Genomic DNA, 19,567 nt, shown 5'->3' on the forward strand with positions numbered 1-19,567 from the left:
CCGGGCCAGTCGTCCGACCGGCCCGGCCCTGGGGACGCGGCGCGCGCCAGTGATGGGTCGGCGCGTCAGCTCACGAATCGGTCAACCAGGAAGTCCGTCAGGGCCGGAGTCGGCTCGCTGTGCGGTGAGTTCTCACTGTCGCACAGGAAGTCGTCGAGGTGGCTGCGGTCCCGGCCGATGGTGGAGATGTCGAGTGCCGGGTCGATGTCCCAGGTCGCGGGGTCGAAGTCCAGCGCGACAGCGCTCACCGCGGGCACGAAGCAAGTGCTGTTGAAGCGCTCGTCGACCTCGATGTCGAGCGCTTTCGCCACCATGCCGAACGAGCCGAGGGTGCCGCCGGGCACGCCGTCGAGCGCGGGCACGGCGGTGGTGGAGCTGCGACGAATCTCCAGGGCGATGTGCATGCTGCCGATGGGCTCCTTCTCCCCCATGTCGGGCTGGACCACGGCCTTGGCGCTGACGGTGTTGTACTGGTCCTTCCAGTCGAAGGCGGTCTCGCCGGGTGTCAGCTTCAGGCCGACGCCCGCACCGTGGCCGTTGGCCACGCCGATCTTCCGCGGCCGCGCCGGGAAGTTGCCGTAGTTCTGCAGCTCCTGGAGGAATTCGGCGCGGAGCGGGCTGGCGGTGGCCACCGGCCCCTCGTACTTGGAGTTCTCGACCCAGGCCCACAGGAGCTGCTGGGCGGCGGGGCTGCGGATGAGCTCGGCCTGCTTCGGCTGGTCGGGGTCCTCGGGGATGAACGCCTCGAAGAAGTAGGCCATCTGCTGGAGGATCAGCGGGATCCAGGCGCCGTTGTGCGGGGTGTCCCAGGAGAAGTAGGTGCCGGTCTGGTGGTCGAGGTTCTCGGACTCCATCCGCGCGAGAGCGTAGCGGGTGATCATGCCTCCCATGCTGACGCCGCCGACGATCAGCGGTTCGCTGCCGATGCGTTCGGCGGCGGCACGGTCGATGCAGGCGGCGGCAACGCCCGCGTTGGCCTGGATGTAGGTGTGTCGTTCGTCGAAGCCGAGCAGGATGACGTCGATGCCGGAGTCGCGGAGCCGGGTGAGGAAGCGGCCTCCCTCCTTCTTGTCGAAGTGCTCCCACAGGCCGGGCAGGTCGCTGGGGCCGTAGTTGAAGCCGTCGGCGAGGATGAGGGGTCGCTCAAGGTTGCGGTGGCCGGGGGCGAGGAAGACGTGCGCGGTGCCAGTCGCGATTTTGCCCTGGTGCGAGTAGGTGCCGTGAAGCTGCCACTCGAAGGTGGGGCTGGGTGCGGTGCCGCCGCCGAAGTCGGAGGCGAACCAGACGTGCTGACGGGTGGCCGGCGCGGCGGGCTGGTCGGCGGAGGGCGCCTGAGCGCCCTCGAAGATCTTGCGGCTGACGTGAATCTCGGCCTGCTGAGCCATGACGGAAGCCTCTGTTTCGGGATGTAGGGGGACGCGCGCCGCCAACCACTCGGTTCACATCGATACGATCACGGTGCGCGACAATAGTTGCACAGAGAGTGACAAATAGCTGGCGGGGACGCGACGGTGACGCGTCCGCAGGCCGACCCGGCGGGCATACAGACGTCCTGCTGTACGAGGGCGCGCCCGTCCCCGAGCACGGCGCGGAGGCAGGGCGCTGGGTGGAGGCGTTCACCGCGAAGCGCAGCGTCCGTCCCGGCCTGTCCTCAGTGCCGGCGGCGTTCGGCTGCATGTCCTCCATCTCCAGCGACGAGGAGGCCGCGGCAGTCGCCCGCGGGGTGCTCCCGTCGTACTTCGCCGACTACGGGGCAACGCGGAGCAGCCCGTCCCGTTCCGGGAGGCGATCCGGGCCACGCACATCTCCGGCCTGGACGAGGGCCTCACGCCTGATGTCATCGACGACCGCGTCGCACTCAAGGGAATGGAGCTACCGGCTCTGGTCGTCGTGGGGCAGCAGGTCGTGATCTGCGGTCCGCGCTGGGGTCTTGAGCTGAACGAGCTGAGTACCGATTCGCGGCTGCTGGTACTGGAGAACAGCGGATACTTCGGGCACATCGAGGAGCCCATGTTGTTCGCAAAGGCGGTCGGTGACTTCGTCCTCGGGACTGCAACGCGGCAAGAGCGTGCCGCATAGGACGACGGGAGGACTTCCGTGACGTGCATCGGCCGAAGGAGGGCCGGCGCACGTGAACTCTGCAAGAGGCACGGCCAGTTGTCCTCATGAAGGGTTGTCGTCTCCGCCGCGCCGCGCGTCGCCTGGAGCGCCTGCGTGTCGCCCCGGCCGACCGACCCGAGGTCCTGCCTCAGGGCGCCGACGTCGCTACGGCCACAGAACCGCTCTGGGACCTGGGTGTCTTCGCTCCCGGCTTCTTCGGGGCGATCGTGCGCGGGTCGACTGCCTCGCCCGGCGCGCCCTCGCGGTAGAGGCCGCCGGGAAGGCTGTCCCGGTCGTGAGGCAGCAGGAAGAACACGCGGCGCTTGTACAGGCCGCTGTCCGGGTCCGGGGAGGCGCCCTCGTCCAGCAGGGCGTACCCCACCATGCGTCCGTCACGTGCGTACGGTGGCTTGGTGTTCCGCCGCCTGGTCTTGTCCAGTGCCTGACGGACGTAGTCCAGCGTGTCGAGGTTCTCCAGCCACACCACCTCTGCCTCGTGGAGGAGATCGCTCTCGGTCAACAGCGAACTCATGGCTGCAGCCCCTCCTTCGTCGGCATGCCCCCGACCATGGGGACGTGGCCGAGCATCTGGCCGTTCCGCTCCGACCCGCACACCACCAGGTGACGAGCCGCTCTGTGGGGGCCACCGCCTAGGGAGGCCTGTCCACCATCGTAGGGCGCGCAACGACAGCGGTGTAGGGCACGTCCTGCGCACAGCTCACCTGCGACGGCCGTCATGCGTGCTCCAGCAGCGCGATACCCGGATAGTACTTGCGCCCGTTCGACTTGATCATGTCGGTCGGCGAGGTCACGCCCACCTCCTGACGGACCCGGTTGGCGAAGGCCCGGGGCGTGGCGGGCCGAATCCCTTCGCCCGCGTTGCACCAGGAGCTGTACTCGGCGTAGAGCAGTCCCTGCTCGACCCGAAGATCCTTCCCCGAGGCGGCGTCCCGCGTGCAACATTCGGCCAGGAAACGGCCGATGTGGTCCTCGGTGGTGGCGTATGCCGTCGTGGCGATACGGACCCGGTCGGGACCCTCCAGGGGATCACGCGTGCGCAGATAGCGCTGCGCCCCTTCGATGAGCCACTGCAGGATGCCCGGCCCTTCGTCGCGGACGAGTTCGAAGGCGAGGTTGTCGATCCTGTGCTGCGCCGGGACGGTCCGGGTGAAGGGCAGCATGCGGATGCGGCGCCAGAACGCGAAGCCGCCCGTGGAGACCTCGGGTCGGTGATTGCCCAGGAGCCACAGATGGTGGGTGGGGGTGAACGAGAAATAGTCCTGCCTCATCCGGCGGGCCTTGATCTTGTCGCCGCCGGTCAGCAGGCGGACGCGGGCCTCGTCGAACTTGTCGTTGGGCTTCAGTTCGCTGCAGACGACCAGGCGGCGGCCGTGCAGTTCGGTCAGCTCTGTGGAGTGTTCCGAGACGGCCCCGCGGTCCATGAGAAAGCCCGGCGGAGCCGCGTCCGCATAGTCACCCAGGATCTGGATCATGATGTCGAGCAGCACGGACTTGCCGTTCTTTCCCTCACCGTGCAGGAAGGGCAGAACCTGGGCGCCGACGTCGCCCGTGATGGAGTACCCGAGCAGCAGATGCAGGAAGTCGATCATCTCCCGGCCATCGTCGTCGTCACCGAAGGTGTCGGCGAGGAACCGGTGCCAACGCGGGGTCTCCATGTCCTGCGGCGCGACGCTGGTGGCACGGGAGTGGAAGTCACGGGTGGGGTCGGGCTTGCGCAACTGCCCATTGTGCAGGTCGACAACTCCGATGGGGGTGCACAGGGCGTAGGGATCCCCATCGAGCCTGTCGGGGTCCACTGTGATGTCCGGCGAGGCCTTCGCCTGGGTCAGCAGGGCCTTGAGGCCAGTCGTGGACAACGTACGCTGTTTGTGCTGCGCGAGCTCGCGGTCGCTGAAGACGCCTCGCGGGTCGGTGGCAGCCATGTCCTCAGCCATCTCCCCCGCGGCCCACAGTGCGGCCTTCTCTCCTCCTCCGCGCTTCCACCGGTGCCCGTCCCAGGCGAACCAGCCCAGTCCCTCCACATGGCGGAACTGGTCACGGTGCAGCTGCACGAACAGACGGGCATTCCCCCGGTCGGAGAGAGATGGAGGCAGCGGGGCGGGGGCAACGGCGCCCAGTACGGCAGGAGTTACGAGGGTTGCGACGGGCCCCTGGGCGGGAAGGTGCGGGGTTTCGGGGAGCGGTTCCGTCGCTTGAAGGTCGAGCATCTGCTGAGCGGCCGCCTGCGGATCGAAATGCAGTGAGCCTTCGGCGGTGCTGCTCATGTACGTCCTTTGAGGTGGAGAGGGCGGACGGTCCCTACGGCAAGAGCGTCGTCGACGATCTTTTCATTCCGGGACTGTTGCCAAGGGCGGGCGCAGCAGACGACACGGACAAGCCTGTCACGAATGGCGGCATGGTCGAGATACCCGGCAGCGACCAGGCCTCCGGCCGTGTGCGCGGCTCTGTTGAGCCTCTCGGAGAACCCGGTCCCGTCCGGAGCCGCGGCGCACTCAGCGACCCTCGCGATCAGAGGATCGATGACCTGAGGTGCACTCGCCGTGTGCCGGCGGCCGGGCACAGGCGCTACGGGCTCAGCGGATGCGGCAGGTGTCCGGCCGTCCAGCACATGTCCGGTGCGCCGGAGTTCCCGCCGGAGCCATTCGGGCAGCACAGCGGGGCGCCGAGCCGGGCCCACAGCACGGTAGACCCCTTTGGGGGTACGGGTGCCTGGGACCACGATCCAACCGCCCTCCGCACGTACGTCGACCTGCCGGGCGAGCGCCATGTACCGACTGGAACCAGTCGAGCAGCGGTAGTGGGTGGCCGGCTCCGGGTTTCGGTACCAGACCTGCAGGCCGCCGGAAGGTGTGAGCACACGCAAGGTGTTCTCGTCCTGCGCCGGATCGTTCGCGCCCCGGTAGGCGGCCAGCAGGGCCAACGTGTCGAAACCGGAGGCCAGGCCGTCCAGCCGGACGTGCTCGGGTATGCGGATACCCGGTAGTAGGCGTTCCCGATCGGGCACAGGTGTCTGGTGGGCGTCGATGTCGATCACGACGAGGCCTGCGGGTCCGCAGGCAACGCCCACACCTGCTGCGGGCGTCTTGGTCCACCGCTGCTCGATGAGACCCTGGGCGGTCGTCGCCGCGTGGAAGCCGTGGCAGGGGCGGCCCGCGGGCAGGCAGGGGCACGCTGCCTGCTTGTGCTTGCTCGCCCTGCGGGCAGGGCAATTCCCGACAGGTGTCTTGCGCCCCGGCGCCAGGGGATGGACAGGCCGGCCCTGCGCGACACTCCACCGCGCGACGGAGCGCGGTGAAGCAGGCCCGATCCTGGCGGGCCTGTCGTGGTTCACACCTTCGAGCGGCACGGAAATCGTCCTCGTCACTTCTGCCTGCCCGATCACTTCACACCTGACATGGGCGCGGTTGCCCGGTCAGGGGCCGAAGGGACTCTGATGCGAAAGAGTGTACGGCTCATATTCGAAAAATGAGGTGTGCCCTGCTCGACGTGTGCCGTCCTATCGTTCCCTTGGTCCCTTGGGTCCCTTGACCGGGGGATCCCTGTCCGAACCCTGGAGGGCTGGAGGGACCGACGAACGCGATGCGAGTCGTCGAGTGAGGCCGGGGCAAGCGCGAGGGAGAAGACGCCCGGCCCGAAGGAGGTCCCAGGGACCAAGGCTCAGGGACCAAGGCTCAGGGCCTGAGCGCAGGTGCGTTCCCTGGCAAGGGGGTTGACACCAGCGCAGGTCAGGGCGCTACTTCGACATGAAGACCACCGAAGGAGGGACTGCAGGGACTCGACTTCGCCACTATGAGCCGAGTTCGATATGTGTTTGTATGGGCGTGTTTACGAAAACATCTCTATACCTACAACATAATTACGTTCTTCAGTCCCTATGGTCCCTGTCAGGACTTGCGCAATCGCCCTGACCTGCGCAAACAGCAGGGACGGAACGTCAGGGACCGAGAACCGCGCAGTCCCTCCAGTGAGGATAGCCGTCAGATATTTGTCGACCCAGGCGTTGGCCTCGACGGTGCCGGGTTTGTGGAAGACACGGGCTGTCGAGCCGAACGGGCCAGCCGGACAGGCACGTTGATCAGGCGGTCTCGGATGGTCGCGCAGGTGGCCCAGGCGTGGAAGGCGCGGGTGAGATTGAAGGCCGGCGCGGCTGGGGCGTGGGTCAGTAGACAACTCCTGGAATGCCGCGCCTCGTGGTGAAGTGCGGCTGCCGAGCGCTGCTCTTGAAAAGGTGTGGCTGCCGGGCAGTCGTGATGCGAAAATCAGTCCGCAACTTGATCCACATCCGCGTCCCGGAGGTCCGCATGGACGTCGCCTCGCTGCTGCCGTTGACCACCGCCCGGTTGTCGCTGCGTCTGTTCACTCCCGGCGACGCCGACGACCTGTACGCCTACCAGAGCCTGCCGAGCGTGGCGCGCTACTTGTACCGGCCGGCGCACACGCGTGAGCGCAGCGAGCAGGTTGCCGCCGAGCGCGCGGCGCAGACGGCCTGGCGCGCCGACGGGGACAAACTGGCGCTCGCCGTCTGCCGACGCGATGAACCCGGCGTCCTTGGCGAGGTGAGCCTCGGCCTGGCCGATGCCCGCGCCGCCCAGGCCGAGATCGGCTGGACTCTCGACCCAGGTCACCAGGGGCACGGCTACGCGACCGAGGCGGCCGCGGCGCTGGCCGGGTTTGCCTTCGACACGCTGGGCGTACACCGGCTCTACGCACGGCTGGATGTGGAGAACACCGGGTCTGTGCGGGTCTGTGAGCGCCTCGGGATGCGCCGGGAGGCGCACCTGGTCGAGAACGACCTCGACGGGGATCGCTGGGGCAGCGAGTACATCTACGCGGCGCTGTCCGCGGATCTTGGCAGTCGATCAGGCGATTGAGCCCGACGCCGGTTCGGGCCCGACGGCAAGGACACAGACCTGCCCGCCGAACTCGACCGCAGGGAAAAGCGCTTGGCCAGGTTGCGGGCCGCCCGCGCGCAGATCGAGGCCGAGGCCGCCGAGAAGGCCCGCAAGCACGCCGAGGACAAGGAGCGGCGACGCCAAAAGCGTGCCGGGACCGACGAACCCGAGGCGGTGGCCGAAGTCGGCGACCTGGCGGCCGAAACCGCGCGCCCGACGGACAAGGCGCAGGCCAACTTCACCGACCCCGAATCGCGCGTCATGAAGAACGGGGCCGGCGCGTTCATCCAGGCCTACAGCGCCCAGGCCGTGGTGGACGACGCGCACCAGATCATCACCGCCGACGTCACGACCAACCCCGCCTCGGCTTGATGCTGTCGTCCAGATCGAGGTAGGCAACCGTGTCCATGCCAGGCATCAGCGGGGTGTGCGCGGCCAGGCATGGCAGGACCCGGCACAAGACGGCGTGTAGTTGCTTCACGTGCCCGTGGGTGAAGGACCGCAGGAAACGGCCCGGCGCGGATGGCGCCCTCACCCCGGTGAACAGGCGCTTCATCGCTCCCTGCCGCAGCCGGCCCCTGTCATCGATGCTGTCCGCGGTGGTTGGCGACGTGACGGGTGTCAGTAGGTAGAGGTCGATGGCTGGTCGGACTTCCGAGACCGCTGTTCGGCTGCCCGATCAAGGGACAGCTGCCGGAGAGTGAGCTCCTTCATGCACGTCTTCACCACGTCGTCGGTGAACCCATCGGGCATGACACTTCTCCCGTCCGCAGTTCCGTCACTGCCAGTTCCGAGGATGGACTCTCGTCCGGGCGCGCACAAGGTCGTTGAACCATGAATCTTGTTTCATGGCACCCACTCACGACCCGTGCGGCTGCGAAGGATTGCACATGCCAGCCGCAAGCCATCAGAGCTGGTTGACGCGCTATCAACTCTGCCGGCGAGATCGCAGAGGAAATTCTGAGCGAGCCATTGACACAGCCTGCAAACGGTTTCAGAGTGCAGTGCGATCAGCTCCACACCCGATCCGCATCCCCGCATCCCCGAAGAGGACCGGCATGGCGGTAACCATCCGTGACGTCGCGAAGGCGGCCGGCGTCTCAGCTTCCACGGTGTCACGAGCACTGTCACTGCCCGACATCGTCGACCCCTGCACCCGCGAACGGGTGCTGAAGGCCGCCGACCAGCTGGGCTACCAACCCAACCGGGCGGCACGTGGACTGATCACCGGACGCACCGGCAACCTGGGGCTGATCGTCCCTGACCTGGCCAACCCCTTCTTCCCCATGGTCATCAAGGGGATCCAGGCGCAGGCCATGGATGCCGACTACGCGGTCTTCCTCGCCGACAGCGACGAGAAGCCCGCCCTCGAGATCGGTCTGGTGCGCGCCCTGGCCGTACAGGTCGACGGCATCATCCTGTGCTCCCCTCGGATGTCCGACGCCGAACTGCGCGAGGCAGCCGGATACGTACCCGTCGTCCTCGCCAACCGGCGCTCCGGACTGCTGCCCGCCAGCCTGGTGGACAACGCCGGCGGGCTGCGCGAGGCGGTCGACCACCTCGTCGCGCTCGGCCACCGCCGGATCGGCTTCGTCGCCGGCCCGCGTTCCAGCTGGTCGAACGGCGAGCGGCTGCGCGCGCTGCGGGCGGCCGTCGAGGCGGTACGGGTGGAGCTGGTGGAGATCGGCAACTTCGCCCCGCAGTTCGAGGGCGGTGTCGCGGCAACCGACGCCACACTCGCCTCCGACATCACCGCCGTCATCACGTACAACGACCTGATGGCACTGGGGCTGATCCAGACCCTGGCCTCCCGCGGCATCGAGGTGCCGCGACGGTTGAGCGTCATCGGCATCGACGACATCCCCACGTCTGCCATGGTGCACCCCTCGCTCACCACCCTCTGCGTTCCCAAGGAGCAAGTCGGACGCGTGTCCGTCGATCTCATGGTGCAGCTACTGGGCGACCCCCAGGCCGACTCCCGTCCGCAGCGGGAGCTTCCCACCAGGCTGATCGTCCGCAACACCACCGCCGTTCCCTCTTTTTGACCTCCAGGCCCTCGCGCCGCACACGTTGCGCAGGCGCCAAGAAGGGACCCTTCATGCACACTTCCCGCTACACAGCCATGCTCGGATCCGCCGCGGTGGCCCTCAGCCTCCTCACCGCCTGCGGCGCCCCGGCCACCTCCGGCCAGGACCGCGGCGCGACCTCCGGAGCCGTCCCGGAGACACCGTCCAAGCCGGTCGTCCTCAACGTGCTGGACGTCGCCGGCAACCTGCAGCTCACCCAGGGCATGATCGACGAATTCGTCAAACAGAACCCCAAAGTCATCTCCAGAGTGACCTACTCCAACGCGCCCGCCCCCGACCTGGTCGGCAAGATCAAGGCGCAGCAGGGAGCCGGCCGGGTCGACATCGGCCTGGTGCTGACCGGCGTCGACGGCATGGCGGCCGGCGTGGAGCAGGGGTTGTGGGAGCAACTGCTGCCCGAACACACGGACCGGCTCACCAACATGAAGGAGTACCAGGAGCCCGCCGCGAAGATGCAGAACCTCGCCAAGGACCACGGCGTGACCGTGACCTACTACCCCTCGGGCCCGCTACTCGAGTACCTGCCGGGCAAGGTGGCGAAGGCGCCGAAGACGGCGCAGGAACTGCTGGACTACGCCAAAGCGCATCCGGGCAAGGTCGAGTACGCCCGCCCCGCCAACTCCGGCCCCGGACGCACCTTCCTGATGGGCCTCCCGTACATCCTCGGCGACAAAGACCCCAAGGACCCGGTGAACGGCTGGGAAAAGACCTGGGCGTACCTGGGCGAGCTCAACAAGTACGTGAGCACCTACCCCTCCGGCACCACGCAGACGATGAAGGACCTGGCGAACGGCACCGCCGACATCATCGTGACCACGACCGGCTGGGACATCAACCCGCGGGTGCTCGGCACCGTGCCGAAGGAAGCGAAGGTCGGCGCCCTGGAGGGCTTCCACTGGGTCACCGACGCGCACTACGCGGTGATCCCCAAGGGCGCCTCGAGCGACCAGCAGTCGGCGGTGCTGAAGCTGATCCAGTTCATGCTCACCAAGGAGCAGCAGTCCAAGGCGTACGACGACGGCTACTTCTATCCGGGCCCGGCGGTGAAGGGTGTCGATCTCTCCATGGCACCGCAGAAGAGCCAGGACGCGATCAAGAAGTTCGGGCGGCCGGAGTACGACGCGCTCATCGCCGACAACCCCAAGGAGGTTCCGCTGGATGCGAAGTCCGTCGTCGAGGCCTTTGACCGGTGGGACCGCGAGATCGGTGGAGCGAAGAAGTGACGGCTGCTCAGAATCGCTTCGCGGAACTGCGGCTCGACGGAGTCGGCCGCCGCTTCGGCGGCCAGGACGCCCTCAGCGGGTTGGACCTCAGCATCCGGGCCGGTGAGTTCATCGCCCTGCTCGGGCCGTCAGGCTGCGGCAAGTCCACCGCACTGAACTGCCTGGCCGGGCTGCTCCCGCTGACGGCGGGCAGCATCTGGCAGGACGACCGGCGGATCGATGTGCTGCCGCCGGAGAAGCGCGGGTTCGGGATGGTGTTCCAGAACTACGCGCTGTTCCCGCACATGTCGGTGCGCGGCAATATCGCCTTCGGTCTGAGGATGCGGCGGCTGCCCAAGCCGGAGGTTCAGCGTCGCACCGACGAGGCGATCCGCCTGGTCCAACTCGAGGAGCACGCCGGCAAACTGCCCGGTCAGCTTTCGGGCGGCCAACAGCAACGGGTGGCGATCGCACGCGCCGTGGTGCTGGAACCGTCTCTGGTGCTGATGGACGAGCCCCTCAGCAACCTCGACGCCAAGCTGCGCCTGGAGATGCGCACCGAGATCCGGCGGCTGCACCAGAGCCTGGGACTGACGACGGTGTACGTCACGCACGACCAGGAGGAGGCACTGTCCATGGCGGACCGCCTGGTGGTGCTGCGCAGTGGCCGGGTGCAGCAGGTCGGCACCCCGCAGGAGCTGCACAACCGGCCGGCGAACCGGCATGTGGCGGACTTCATGGGGTTCCGCAACCTGCTGCCGCTGACCGCAGGCGCCGGGGATGCGGACGGGCTGGTGGTGGAAGGGCGCGGGTTGCGGCTGCGTGCCACGCCGGTCGGCCGGATACCGGCGGGGTCACCGGTCGTGGTGGGCGTCCGTCCGGAGGACCTCACGGTAGTGGATCCGAAGTCCGCCGACGGCGACCCGGGCACGGGCGCACCGTCGGACACCCTCCAGGCGGTGGTGGAAGTGGTGGAGTACCAGGGCCGCGAGCTGGCGATCGAGGCCCGCACAGCGGAGGGACTGCGCCTGCACCTGAAGAGCCGCGAGCGGCCGACGCCGGGCGACATGCTGACACTGACGGCCGACCCCTCCCGCTTGCTGGCATTCCCGGCGAAGGATGACGACGGGCTGCCGCCCGACGCGGCCGCCGCACCCCCTGCGGTCGTCCCGGCCGGGGCGACCACCGGGGGTGCGTCGTGACCGGCACGGTGCCGCGCCCCCTTGAGACTGTCCCCCGCACGCACAGCGGCGCGGGCGGCCCCGGCCGGCGGCACCGGCTGGCGGAGCGCGGTGTGGACAGCCAACTGCTGCTGCTGGTGCCCGCGGTGGTCTTTGTGCTCGGCCTGTTCGTGTACCCGTTCCTGTACGGACTGGGGCTGTCGTTCCAGCCGACCTCGGGCAGCGGTCCCTTCGCGGACTACCAGCGGTTCTTCGCCGACTCCTACCAGCGGGACACCATCGGTAAGACGCTGGGTCTGGCCGTGCCGGTCTCCCTGCTGAACGTGCTGGTCTCGGTGCCGATCGCGCTGCGCATGCGCGGCAGGTTCCGCGGTAAGCGACTGGTCACAACCCTGCTGGTGGTACCGATCACGCTGGGCACGGTGCTGGCCGCCGAGGGCCTGCTGAACTTCCTCGGCCCCACCGGGTGGTTCAACCGCATCCTGCAGGGCGCCGGGCTCACCGACCATCCGGTGCAGCTGGTCAACAACTACTGGGGTGTCTTCTTCTCCCTGGTCATCACCGGGTTCCCGTTCGCGTTCCTGCTGATCCTCTCCTACCTGTCCGGCATCGACCCGACGCTGGAGCGCGCCGCCGCCACTCTGGGGGCGGACCGGTGGGCGCGGTTCCGCCGGATCACCCTGCCGCTGCTGGCTCCCGGCCTGGCGACGACGTTCTGCCTGACGTTCGTGCTCGCGTTCAGCGTCTTCCCGTCGGCGATCCTGGTCGGAAACCCGAGCGGTGAGACCAGGGTGATCTCCATCGCCGCGTACCAGGCGGCGTACGAGCAGTACGACTACCCCTTCGCGTCGGCGATTGCCGTGATCATGGGCGTCGTCGAGCTACTGGTGATCGCGGTGGTCATGCTGTGGCGCTCGCGCCTGTACATCGGATCGACGGGAGGGAAGGGCTGATGGCGGGCACACTCGGCGCCCCCGTCGACGCCGGCGCGGCGGTGCGGACGCGGCGCAGGATCGTGGCCGGCCCCGGGGCGTGGCTGGTGTGGGGGGCGGTGGTCCTCTTCATGGTCGGCCTGCTCGGCGTCGTCGGTTCGGTGCTGGTCAACTCCTTCGGGACCCGGTGGTTCGATACCTGGCTGCCGCAGGGGGTGACCACCCAGTGGTACTCCAAGGCGTGGCAGGACTTCGGGTTGCTTCAGGTGATCACCGTGACGCTGGAGGTGTGCGTCACGGTGGTGATGCTGTCCGTGCTGGTCGGCGTCCCCGCCGCGTACATCCTGGCGCGGCGCGACTTCCCCGGTAAGCGCATCGTCTACCTGGCGTTCCTGCTGCCGATCCTGATGCCCCCGATCACCTACGGCATCCCGCTGGCGACCGTCCTCTACAAGTTCGGCCTGGCCGGCCACCTGTCTGGTGTCGTGCTCGCCAACCTGGTGCCATCGGTGCCGTTCGTCATCCTGACGATGACACCGTTCATCGAGCAGATCGACCCAGCGATCGAGCGGGCGGCGCGGATGTCGGGCGCCCGGCTGGGGTCGGTGTTCACCAGGATCCTGGCGCCGCTGTTGGTGCCGGGCATCCTGGCGGCGGCGATCCTGGTGCTGGTACGGACGGTGGGCATGTTCGAGTTGACCTTCCTGACGGCCGGGCCGGACTCGCAGACCCTGGTGGTCGCGCTGTTCTACTCGATGTCGGCCTCCGGCATCCGGGCACAACAGTCGGTCGACGCCATGGCCGTGATGTACATGACCCTGATGCTGGTCCTGTTGGTGGCGGCGCTGCGCTTCGTCAACCCCACCCAACTGGTGGCCAGGGTGAAGGAAGAGCCAGAGCCCTGACACCTGGTCGGCCGACAGGCCGGGGGCGCCGTCCCCGGCCTGTCGGCCGCGGGCGTGGGTCGGGACGGCTGACGACTGCGCGGGGCTGGTGGACCTGCGCAGCACCGGCTTGCCCGCCCGGGCGGCCGGATACCTGATGCGGGTGCAGGGCTGCACGGTCGTGCGGCCCTGCACCCGCAGCGGCGCCGCCACCGTGCTGAGGTCCAGGGCGACCGTTCGTCGTGCTGACCGCCGCGCAGCCACAGCCCGAACCACTGCCCAAGACCGGCAGCATGGTCGGTATCGACCTGGGCATAGCCAACTTCCTCGCCGACTCGAACGGCAGGTTCGTCCCCAACCCGCGTCACGGACGCAGCGCTGCCGCACGGCTCGAAGCAGCACAGCAGACACTCGCCAGGTTTCCTCGTGTCCGACGGGACAAGCGGACGGCGAATCACCGCCGGGCCGTCGAGAAGGTCGCCGAGCTGCACGGCAGGGTCCGCCGTCAGCGGCTCGACCACGCCCACAAGACCGCGCCGGCCCTGGTCCGCGAGCACGATGCCATCGCGTACGAAGACCTCAGGATCCGCAACATGAGCAGGATCCCGGCCCCGAAGCCGGCCCCCGACCAGCCGGGCTGCTTCCTGCCCAACGGGGCCGCTGCGAAGGCCGGACTGAACCGCTCGATCGCCGATGCCGGATGGGGGTGTTCCTCGCGATCCTGAACGCCAAGGCTGAGAACGCCGGGCGGGAAGTGATGGCCGTGGACCCCCGCAACACCTCCCGGCGATGCCCCGAATGCGGGCACACCGCCAAGGAGAACCGGCCCACACAAGCAAAGTTCCACTGCGTTGCCTGCGGCCACACCGCGCACGCGGACACCGTCGGGGCTCTCAACGTTTTACGAGCCGGGCTGGTCCGTCGCGAAGCCCAACCGGCATAGCGAGAAGCCCCCTCAATTGATGAGGGGGAGGAGTCACGCGTCCCGAATCGTCCGCCTGGCCTGGTGCGGCGGATCGGCGGCCGGCGTCGCCACCTCGGCCTTGGACAGACCTGTGTCGCTGGACCCGGCCCCGAAGCGTCGAGCGCTCGGCAGCGGCCGGGTCCAGCGACGAAGCCGGTTCCCTCGTCGGGGCACTACTCCTGGTGGCCCCTGGGGGCGCGGATCGTGACCGTCTCGGTGAGCGGCAGGTTCGACGAGGAGTCGCCCACCTGGATGCGATAGGCGCCGTCCGCGGTCTTCCATGTGTCGGCCCCGGTGTCCCACACGGAGAGCGGGTGGTTCGACGCGGCGGGGTCGATGGTCAGCTCGATTTGTTGCTTCTCCCCCGGCTCGAGCCGGACCTTTTGGAACGCCACGAGGCGCCGGGGCGGCTCTCCCGTGGCGGACGGCAGGCCGAGGTAGACCTGGGCAACCTCTGCGCCGGCCACCTTCCCGGTGTTCTGCACGAAGAAGCGGACCTTGACCGGCTTGGTTCCGTCGGACGTCTTCGGGGTGACCACCAGCTTCGACATCGTGAAGTCGGTGTAGGAGAGCCCGAACCCGAACGGGAACGTCGGCTTGGTGTGGTTCGCGTCGTACCAGCGATAACCCATCTCCAGGCGTTCGCTGTAGGTCGCAGTGAGACGACCACTGCCGTCCGCGTCGACCCCGGGCCACTGATCCGTGGTGGCGTTGGCACCTTCCCGCTGCCCGGTGGGGAAGGTCATCGGCAGCTTGCCCGACGGGTTGGTGACGCCGAACAGCAGATTGGCCACGATGTTGCCGTCCTCCTGCGCCGGGTACCACGCCTCCAACAGCGCGGGCACGTTGTCCAGCCAGGGCAGCAGGACCGGCCCGCCGTTCTTGAGCACGACGACCGTGTTGGGGTTGGCGGCCGCCACCGCGGAGACCAGCGCGTCCTGGTCGACCCCGTTGCTGACCGGCAGCGAGAGCGAGGATCGGTCCACGCCCTCACGGGAGACATCACCCACCATGACCACAGCGACGTCCGACGCAGCCGCCAGGGCCGCGGCCGAGGCCGGGTCGGTCCCGTTGTTGTACGTCACTGTCGCGTCCGAGCCCAGCTTGCCCAGGGCGTTCTCCAGCCCCTGCTTCGGCGTCACCGTGTACGGGGATGTGACGACGATGGTGTCCGACGGGCCCTGGGAGTTGAACTTCGCCTGCCCTGCGAAGGTCTGGCTGCCGATCAACGCCACCGAGTGCAGCGAGCCTGCGTCCAGCGGCAGGGTCTTCCGCTCGTTCTTCAGCAGCACGCTGCCCTGCTCGCCCAGCTCGCGGATCCGCCGACCGTTGGTGGCGAAGTCGATGGGCGTCAGCGAGTTGACGGGACGGTCGAACTGGCCGAGCTTGAACATCACCTTGTAGCGGCGTTCGAGCATCCGGTCGATGTCGGCCGTCACGATGTCGCCCGCGTCCAGAGTGGCGTGGATCAGTGCGGGGGTGAACCAGCGCGGACTGGCGAACTCCAGGTCCAGTCCGGCCTTGATGGCCGGTGCGGTGCTGTGCGTGGCACCGCGGTCGGACATCACATAGCCGTCGAAGCCCAGGTCGCCGCGGAGCCAGTCGCTCAGCAGTCGCTTGTTCTCGCACGCGTATACGCCGTTGAGGTGCGGGTAGGAGCACATGACCGAGGCCAGACCGGCGTCCCGACTGGTCATCTCGAACGGCAGCAGGTAGAGCTCGTGCATGGTGCGGTCGTCGACGACCGTATCCATCTGCGACCGCTGAGTCTCCTGCTCGTTGGCCGCGTAGTGCTTGGCGACCGACTGGACGCCGTGCGCCTGCACCGTGTTGACCTGGGAGACCGCCATCCGACCTGCGAGGTACGGGTCCTCGCCGAAGTACTCGAAGTTACGGCCTGCGTTGGCCACACGGCCCAGGTTGATGCCGGGCGTCAGGAGCACGTTGTGGGCACTCGCCCTGGTCTCCTCACCGAGGATGTCGCCCCATTCCGCCGCGACACCCGTGTCCCAGGACGAGGCCACGGAGAGCGCGCTGGTGAGGCCGGTCGAGGTCGGCGCCACCAGGCAGTCCCCGCCCCCGAACGGGCCGTTGGTCATCCGCAGCGTCGGGATCGCCAACTCGGGGATCCCCTCGACATGGCGGCCGCCCGACGAGAAGTCGCAACCCGGGATGTCGGTGTTGGCGACCGGGTCCATGGCGATCTGCTGGATCTTCTGATCGAGCGTCATCGCGCCGACGAGCAGGTCGGCGCGCACCTCCGGCGTGAGCGCGGCGTTCATCCAGGGCAACTCCGCGGCCGCCGAGGACGGCGACGCCAGACCTGCGACGACGACGGCGCTGAGAGCGACGCACAGCAGGCGCAGTCTGCGCAGCGTGCGCAGTCCGGTGGATCCGGGGGGTCTTGGCACTGTGGGCCTCCAACTTTCTTGATGGTTCCGCGAGCAGAGGTGCGGGAGTGACTCGACACGGCGCACGGAACGGTCCGCTCGGAGCGGTGCGCGGCCACCGGCTGTCGCGGTGTGTGGGTAGGGGCGCCGAGTTGCGGACGATGGTGACTGCAACTGCAACGTCCTGGCAACCGGTTGCCATTTGTTGTCTCCGGACCGGGCAGGAGACTGCTTCGGCAGATCCTCCGTCAGAACGGTTCGGAGACGCCGGGATTCGCCGACCGGCGGACGGACGGAAAAAGGGAGTGTCGGGCGGCGGACAACTTGCCCCTACCGGAGCCACGGTCCACTCCGGGCCTCGCGCCGGTTCCGGCATCGGCCGCGACGGCCTCCACCGGGTCCCCGAGCCTCCGTGTCTGACATGAAACAAGATTCATCGCCCCGCGCCTTGCCAGGGCCCTGCGAACGATTTCAGAATCGGCACACCGACGATCGACAGCCGCCACCCACCCCGCACCGACCCGTGGCGGCTCAGCCGACTCAGAACCCCCGCCGGCGCCCTCCGCCGCAGCTCAAGATCCGCTGCCGAACCCGGGGTCTACATCCTCCCAGGAGCAGTCCGCCCTGCCCCGGGCCGACGCATGCCGTGCCTCACCCCCCGCTCCCCCGGCACAGACGACGGCCTCACGCACATGACGGCCAAAAGGAGATGCCCTATGCGCTCATTCGCACCGTACGCAAGAAGGGCCACATTGTCCCTGCTCGTGCTCGCCCTGCCGCTGTCGGTGAGTCTCGGCACGAACGCCACGGCGGTGGCGCCCGCGCAAACACCCGGCAGCGAAGGCCACGACCCGCAGATCGGAGCACGGACGAAGAACGTGCTGGCCGTCCACGGGAAGCGGTTCAAGGACTCCAACGGCAACGGCCGACTCGACCGCTACGAGGACTGGCGGCTCCCGGCCGGGCAACGCGCGGCAGACCTGGTCACCCGGATGACGCTGCAGGAGAAGGCCGGCCTGCTGCTCGCCGACTCGCTCTACATGGGGTCGAGCCGATCCTGCCCGGCGGGCCCGGGCACCGGGCTGCTGTGCGAGACCGGCAACGGCAGGTCGGGGGCGGAGGCGACGTTCGGGACCACCCAGCGCATCCAGGACCTGGGCGAGCGCTACTTCATCATCCGCGACAACCCGACCGCGAAGGATCTGGCCACCTGGACCAACCGGATTCAGGAGGTGGCGGAGAGCAGCCGACTGGGCATCCCCGCGATGATGATCTCCAACCCGCGCAATCACGTGAACCCCGACCAGGCCTTCGGCATCAGCGAGGCGACCGGCCAGTTCTCTACCTGGCCCGGCACGCTGGGCCTGGCCGCGACGGCGGACCCCGCGCTGGTGAAGCAGTTCGCGCAGATCGCCGCGAAGGAGTGGGTCGCCTCCGGCATCCACAAGGGCTACATGTACCAGGCGGACGTCGCCACCGAACCACGCTGGACCCGCGTCAGCGGCACCTTCGGTGAGAGCCCGCAGCTGGTCGCGGAGATCACGAAGTCGCTGGTCGAGGGCTTCCAGGGAAAGACGCTCAGCCCGGACAGCGTCTCGATGACCGTGAAGCACTTTCCCGGCGACGGCGCCGTGGACAAGGGCCTCGACCCGCACTTCGCATCCGGCCGGTTTGCCGCCTACCCCACCCCCGGAAGCCTGACGAAGTATCAACTCCCCTCCTTCGAGGCGGCGATCAAGGCCGGTACGACCTCGATCATGAGCTACTACAACGCCCCCAGCAACGCGCTCAGCGTTCCCCAACTGAAGGGCGGCGCACCGTTCGAGGAAGTGGGCGGCGCCTACAACAAGGCGATCATCACCGACCTGCTGCGCAAGCAGCTGGGCTTCAAGGGCTACGTCAACACCGACAGCGGCATCATGACCACCACCCCGTGGGGCGTGGAGAACCTGACGGTCCCGCAGCGGTACGCCAAGGCCCTCAACGCCGGCAGCAACCTGTTCTCGGTGACCGGCGACCCGGCCCTGCTCGTCCAGGCGGTGACCTCGGGGCTGGCACCGGAGAGCAGGCTCACCGAGTCGGCGCAGATGCTGCTGACCGAGCTTTTCCGGGTGGGCGCCTTCGAAAACCCCTACGTCGACCCCGGCCGGGCCCAGGCCATCGCCACCGACCCGGCCTCCCAGGCCAAGGCCGACGACGCGAACCGCAAGTCCGTCGTGCTGCTGCGCAACGACCGCGGGCAACTGCCGATGACCGACGGCAAGGCGAGAAGCGGCAAGCTGTTCGTGGAGGTCGCCACCAAGACGGGCAGCGCCGCCCAGACCGAGGCGCTGAAGGCGCTGATCCGCAGGACGGACCCGTCGGTGGTCCTCACCGACAACCTGGGCGAGGCGACAAACGCCTTGGTCTGGGCGAGGCCGAACACCTTCACCGTCTCCGACGCGGAGGGCCAGTCCCTGGAGCTCAATGCCGACACCGGCATCGACGTGGCCCGGATCAAGGCCATCGAGGCCGCGGTGCCGACCGTCCTGGCGGTCAACCTCACCAACCCGTGGATCATCAAGGACATAGAGCCCGGAGCCGCGGCGGTGCTGGGCACCTTCGACGTGAAGTCCGAGGCACTGCTTGACATCGTCCGCGGCCGCTTCGCCCCCAGCGGCAAACTGCCCATCACCCTGCCGGCCGACAAGCACGCGGTCGACATCAGCAAGCCGGACGTCCCCGGATACGACGAGGGCCCCGGATACGTCTACCGCGACCACAACGGCACGGCCTACGGCCTCGGCTACGGCACTTCGTACCGCACGGTCGGCTGAGCCGGCCGTTCTCCGACCCCGCCCGTCCCGTCCGGACCCCGATCCCTCAACGGTCCGCACGGGGCGGGCCTCGTCGCGACGTCCCGGACTGCTTGATG

The 19,567-nt window shown here is 68.4% G+C and carries 13 protein-coding genes and 2 pseudogenes; 10 read left to right on the top strand and 5 right to left on the bottom strand.

Annotated elements, in window-relative coordinates:
- Positions 1-65: 65 nt before the first annotated feature.
- Positions 66-1,385: a hypothetical protein gene (locus ACFU6I_RS29710; RefSeq protein ID WP_384372219.1), complete on the bottom strand. Its 1,320-nt coding sequence runs from the start codon at positions 1,383-1,385 to the stop codon at positions 66-68.
- A 481-nt stretch (positions 1,386-1,866) separates the two neighbouring features.
- On the opposite strand from ACFU6I_RS29710, the gene ACFU6I_RS29715 reads away from it, so the two are divergent.
- Entirely contained in the window at positions 1,867-2,079 is a 213-nt protein-coding gene (locus ACFU6I_RS29715; RefSeq protein WP_384372221.1) for an alpha/beta fold hydrolase, read from the top strand.
- 169 nt (positions 2,080-2,248) lie between these two features.
- Here the strand turns inward: ACFU6I_RS29715 and ACFU6I_RS29720 are convergent, their stop codons facing one another.
- From ACFU6I_RS29720 to ACFU6I_RS29730, 3 genes are all read right to left on the bottom strand, one after another.
- Positions 2,249-2,632, bottom strand: coding sequence for a DUF6009 family protein (locus ACFU6I_RS29720; protein ID WP_384372223.1), 384 nt, complete (start codon positions 2,630-2,632; stop codon positions 2,249-2,251).
- 202 nt (positions 2,633-2,834) lie between these two features.
- Entirely contained in the window at positions 2,835-4,385 is a 1,551-nt protein-coding gene (locus ACFU6I_RS29725) for a phage/plasmid primase, P4 family (RefSeq protein WP_384372225.1), read from the bottom strand.
- A complete protein-coding gene (locus tag ACFU6I_RS29730; protein ID WP_384372226.1) occupies positions 4,382-5,503 on the bottom strand; it encodes a bifunctional DNA primase/polymerase in 1,122 nt (373 codons plus the stop codon). Before ACFU6I_RS29730 ends, ACFU6I_RS29725 begins: the two co-directional genes overlap by 4 nt.
- Positions 5,504-6,422: 919 nt before the next feature.
- Here ACFU6I_RS29730 and ACFU6I_RS29735 point away from each other — a divergent pair.
- From ACFU6I_RS29735 to ACFU6I_RS29770, 8 genes and pseudogenes are all read left to right on the top strand, one after another.
- Positions 6,423-6,992, top strand: coding sequence for a GNAT family N-acetyltransferase (locus ACFU6I_RS29735; RefSeq protein WP_345512089.1), 570 nt, complete (start codon positions 6,423-6,425; stop codon positions 6,990-6,992).
- 9 nt (positions 6,993-7,001) lie between these two features.
- A pseudogene (locus ACFU6I_RS29740) lies at positions 7,002-7,382 on the top strand (IS1182 family transposase); the annotation flags it as partial.
- A 689-nt stretch (positions 7,383-8,071) separates the two neighbouring features.
- Positions 8,072-9,058, top strand: a complete 987-nt coding sequence (locus ACFU6I_RS29745; RefSeq protein WP_384372228.1) for a LacI family DNA-binding transcriptional regulator — start codon at positions 8,072-8,074, stop codon at positions 9,056-9,058.
- Positions 9,059-9,111: 53 nt separating this feature from the next.
- On the top strand, positions 9,112-10,323 hold the full coding sequence (locus ACFU6I_RS29750; RefSeq protein WP_384372230.1) for an extracellular solute-binding protein: 1,212 nt from the start codon (positions 9,112-9,114) through the stop codon (positions 10,321-10,323).
- Positions 10,320-11,504 (top strand): ABC transporter ATP-binding protein, encoded by a 1,185-nt coding sequence (locus ACFU6I_RS29755; protein ID WP_384372232.1) that lies wholly within the window; start codon positions 10,320-10,322, stop codon positions 11,502-11,504. Before ACFU6I_RS29750 ends, ACFU6I_RS29755 begins: the two co-directional genes overlap by 4 nt.
- Entirely contained in the window at positions 11,501-12,436 is a 936-nt protein-coding gene (locus tag ACFU6I_RS29760) for an ABC transporter permease (protein ID WP_384372234.1), read from the top strand. The genes ACFU6I_RS29755 and ACFU6I_RS29760 overlap by 4 nt, the downstream gene beginning before the upstream one ends.
- Positions 12,436-13,320 carry an ABC transporter permease gene (locus ACFU6I_RS29765; protein ID WP_384372235.1) on the top strand — a complete coding sequence of 295 codons (885 nt, stop codon included), beginning with the start codon at positions 12,436-12,438 and terminating at the stop codon, positions 13,318-13,320. Before ACFU6I_RS29760 ends, ACFU6I_RS29765 begins: the two co-directional genes overlap by 1 nt.
- Positions 13,321-13,529: 209 nt before the next feature.
- Positions 13,530-14,242 (top strand): annotated as a pseudogene (locus ACFU6I_RS29770) (RNA-guided endonuclease InsQ/TnpB family protein); the annotation flags it as partial.
- Positions 14,243-14,436: 194 nt separating this feature from the next.
- Here the strand turns inward: ACFU6I_RS29770 and ACFU6I_RS29775 are convergent.
- Positions 14,437-16,674 carry a beta-glucosidase gene (locus tag ACFU6I_RS29775; RefSeq protein ID WP_384372236.1) on the bottom strand — a complete coding sequence of 746 codons (2,238 nt, stop codon included), beginning with the start codon at positions 16,672-16,674 and terminating at the stop codon, positions 14,437-14,439.
- A gap of 695 nt (positions 16,675-17,369) precedes the next feature.
- On the opposite strand from ACFU6I_RS29775, the gene ACFU6I_RS29780 reads away from it, so the two are divergent.
- Positions 17,370-19,469 carry a glycoside hydrolase family 3 N-terminal domain-containing protein gene (locus tag ACFU6I_RS29780; protein WP_384372238.1) on the top strand — a complete coding sequence of 700 codons (2,100 nt, stop codon included), beginning with the start codon at positions 17,370-17,372 and terminating at the stop codon, positions 19,467-19,469.
- Positions 19,470-19,567 lie beyond the last annotated feature (98 nt).

The organism is Streptomyces sp. NPDC057486, from assembly GCF_042802415.1.
Classification (GTDB): domain Bacteria; phylum Actinomycetota; class Actinomycetes; order Streptomycetales; family Streptomycetaceae; genus Streptomyces; species Streptomyces yanii.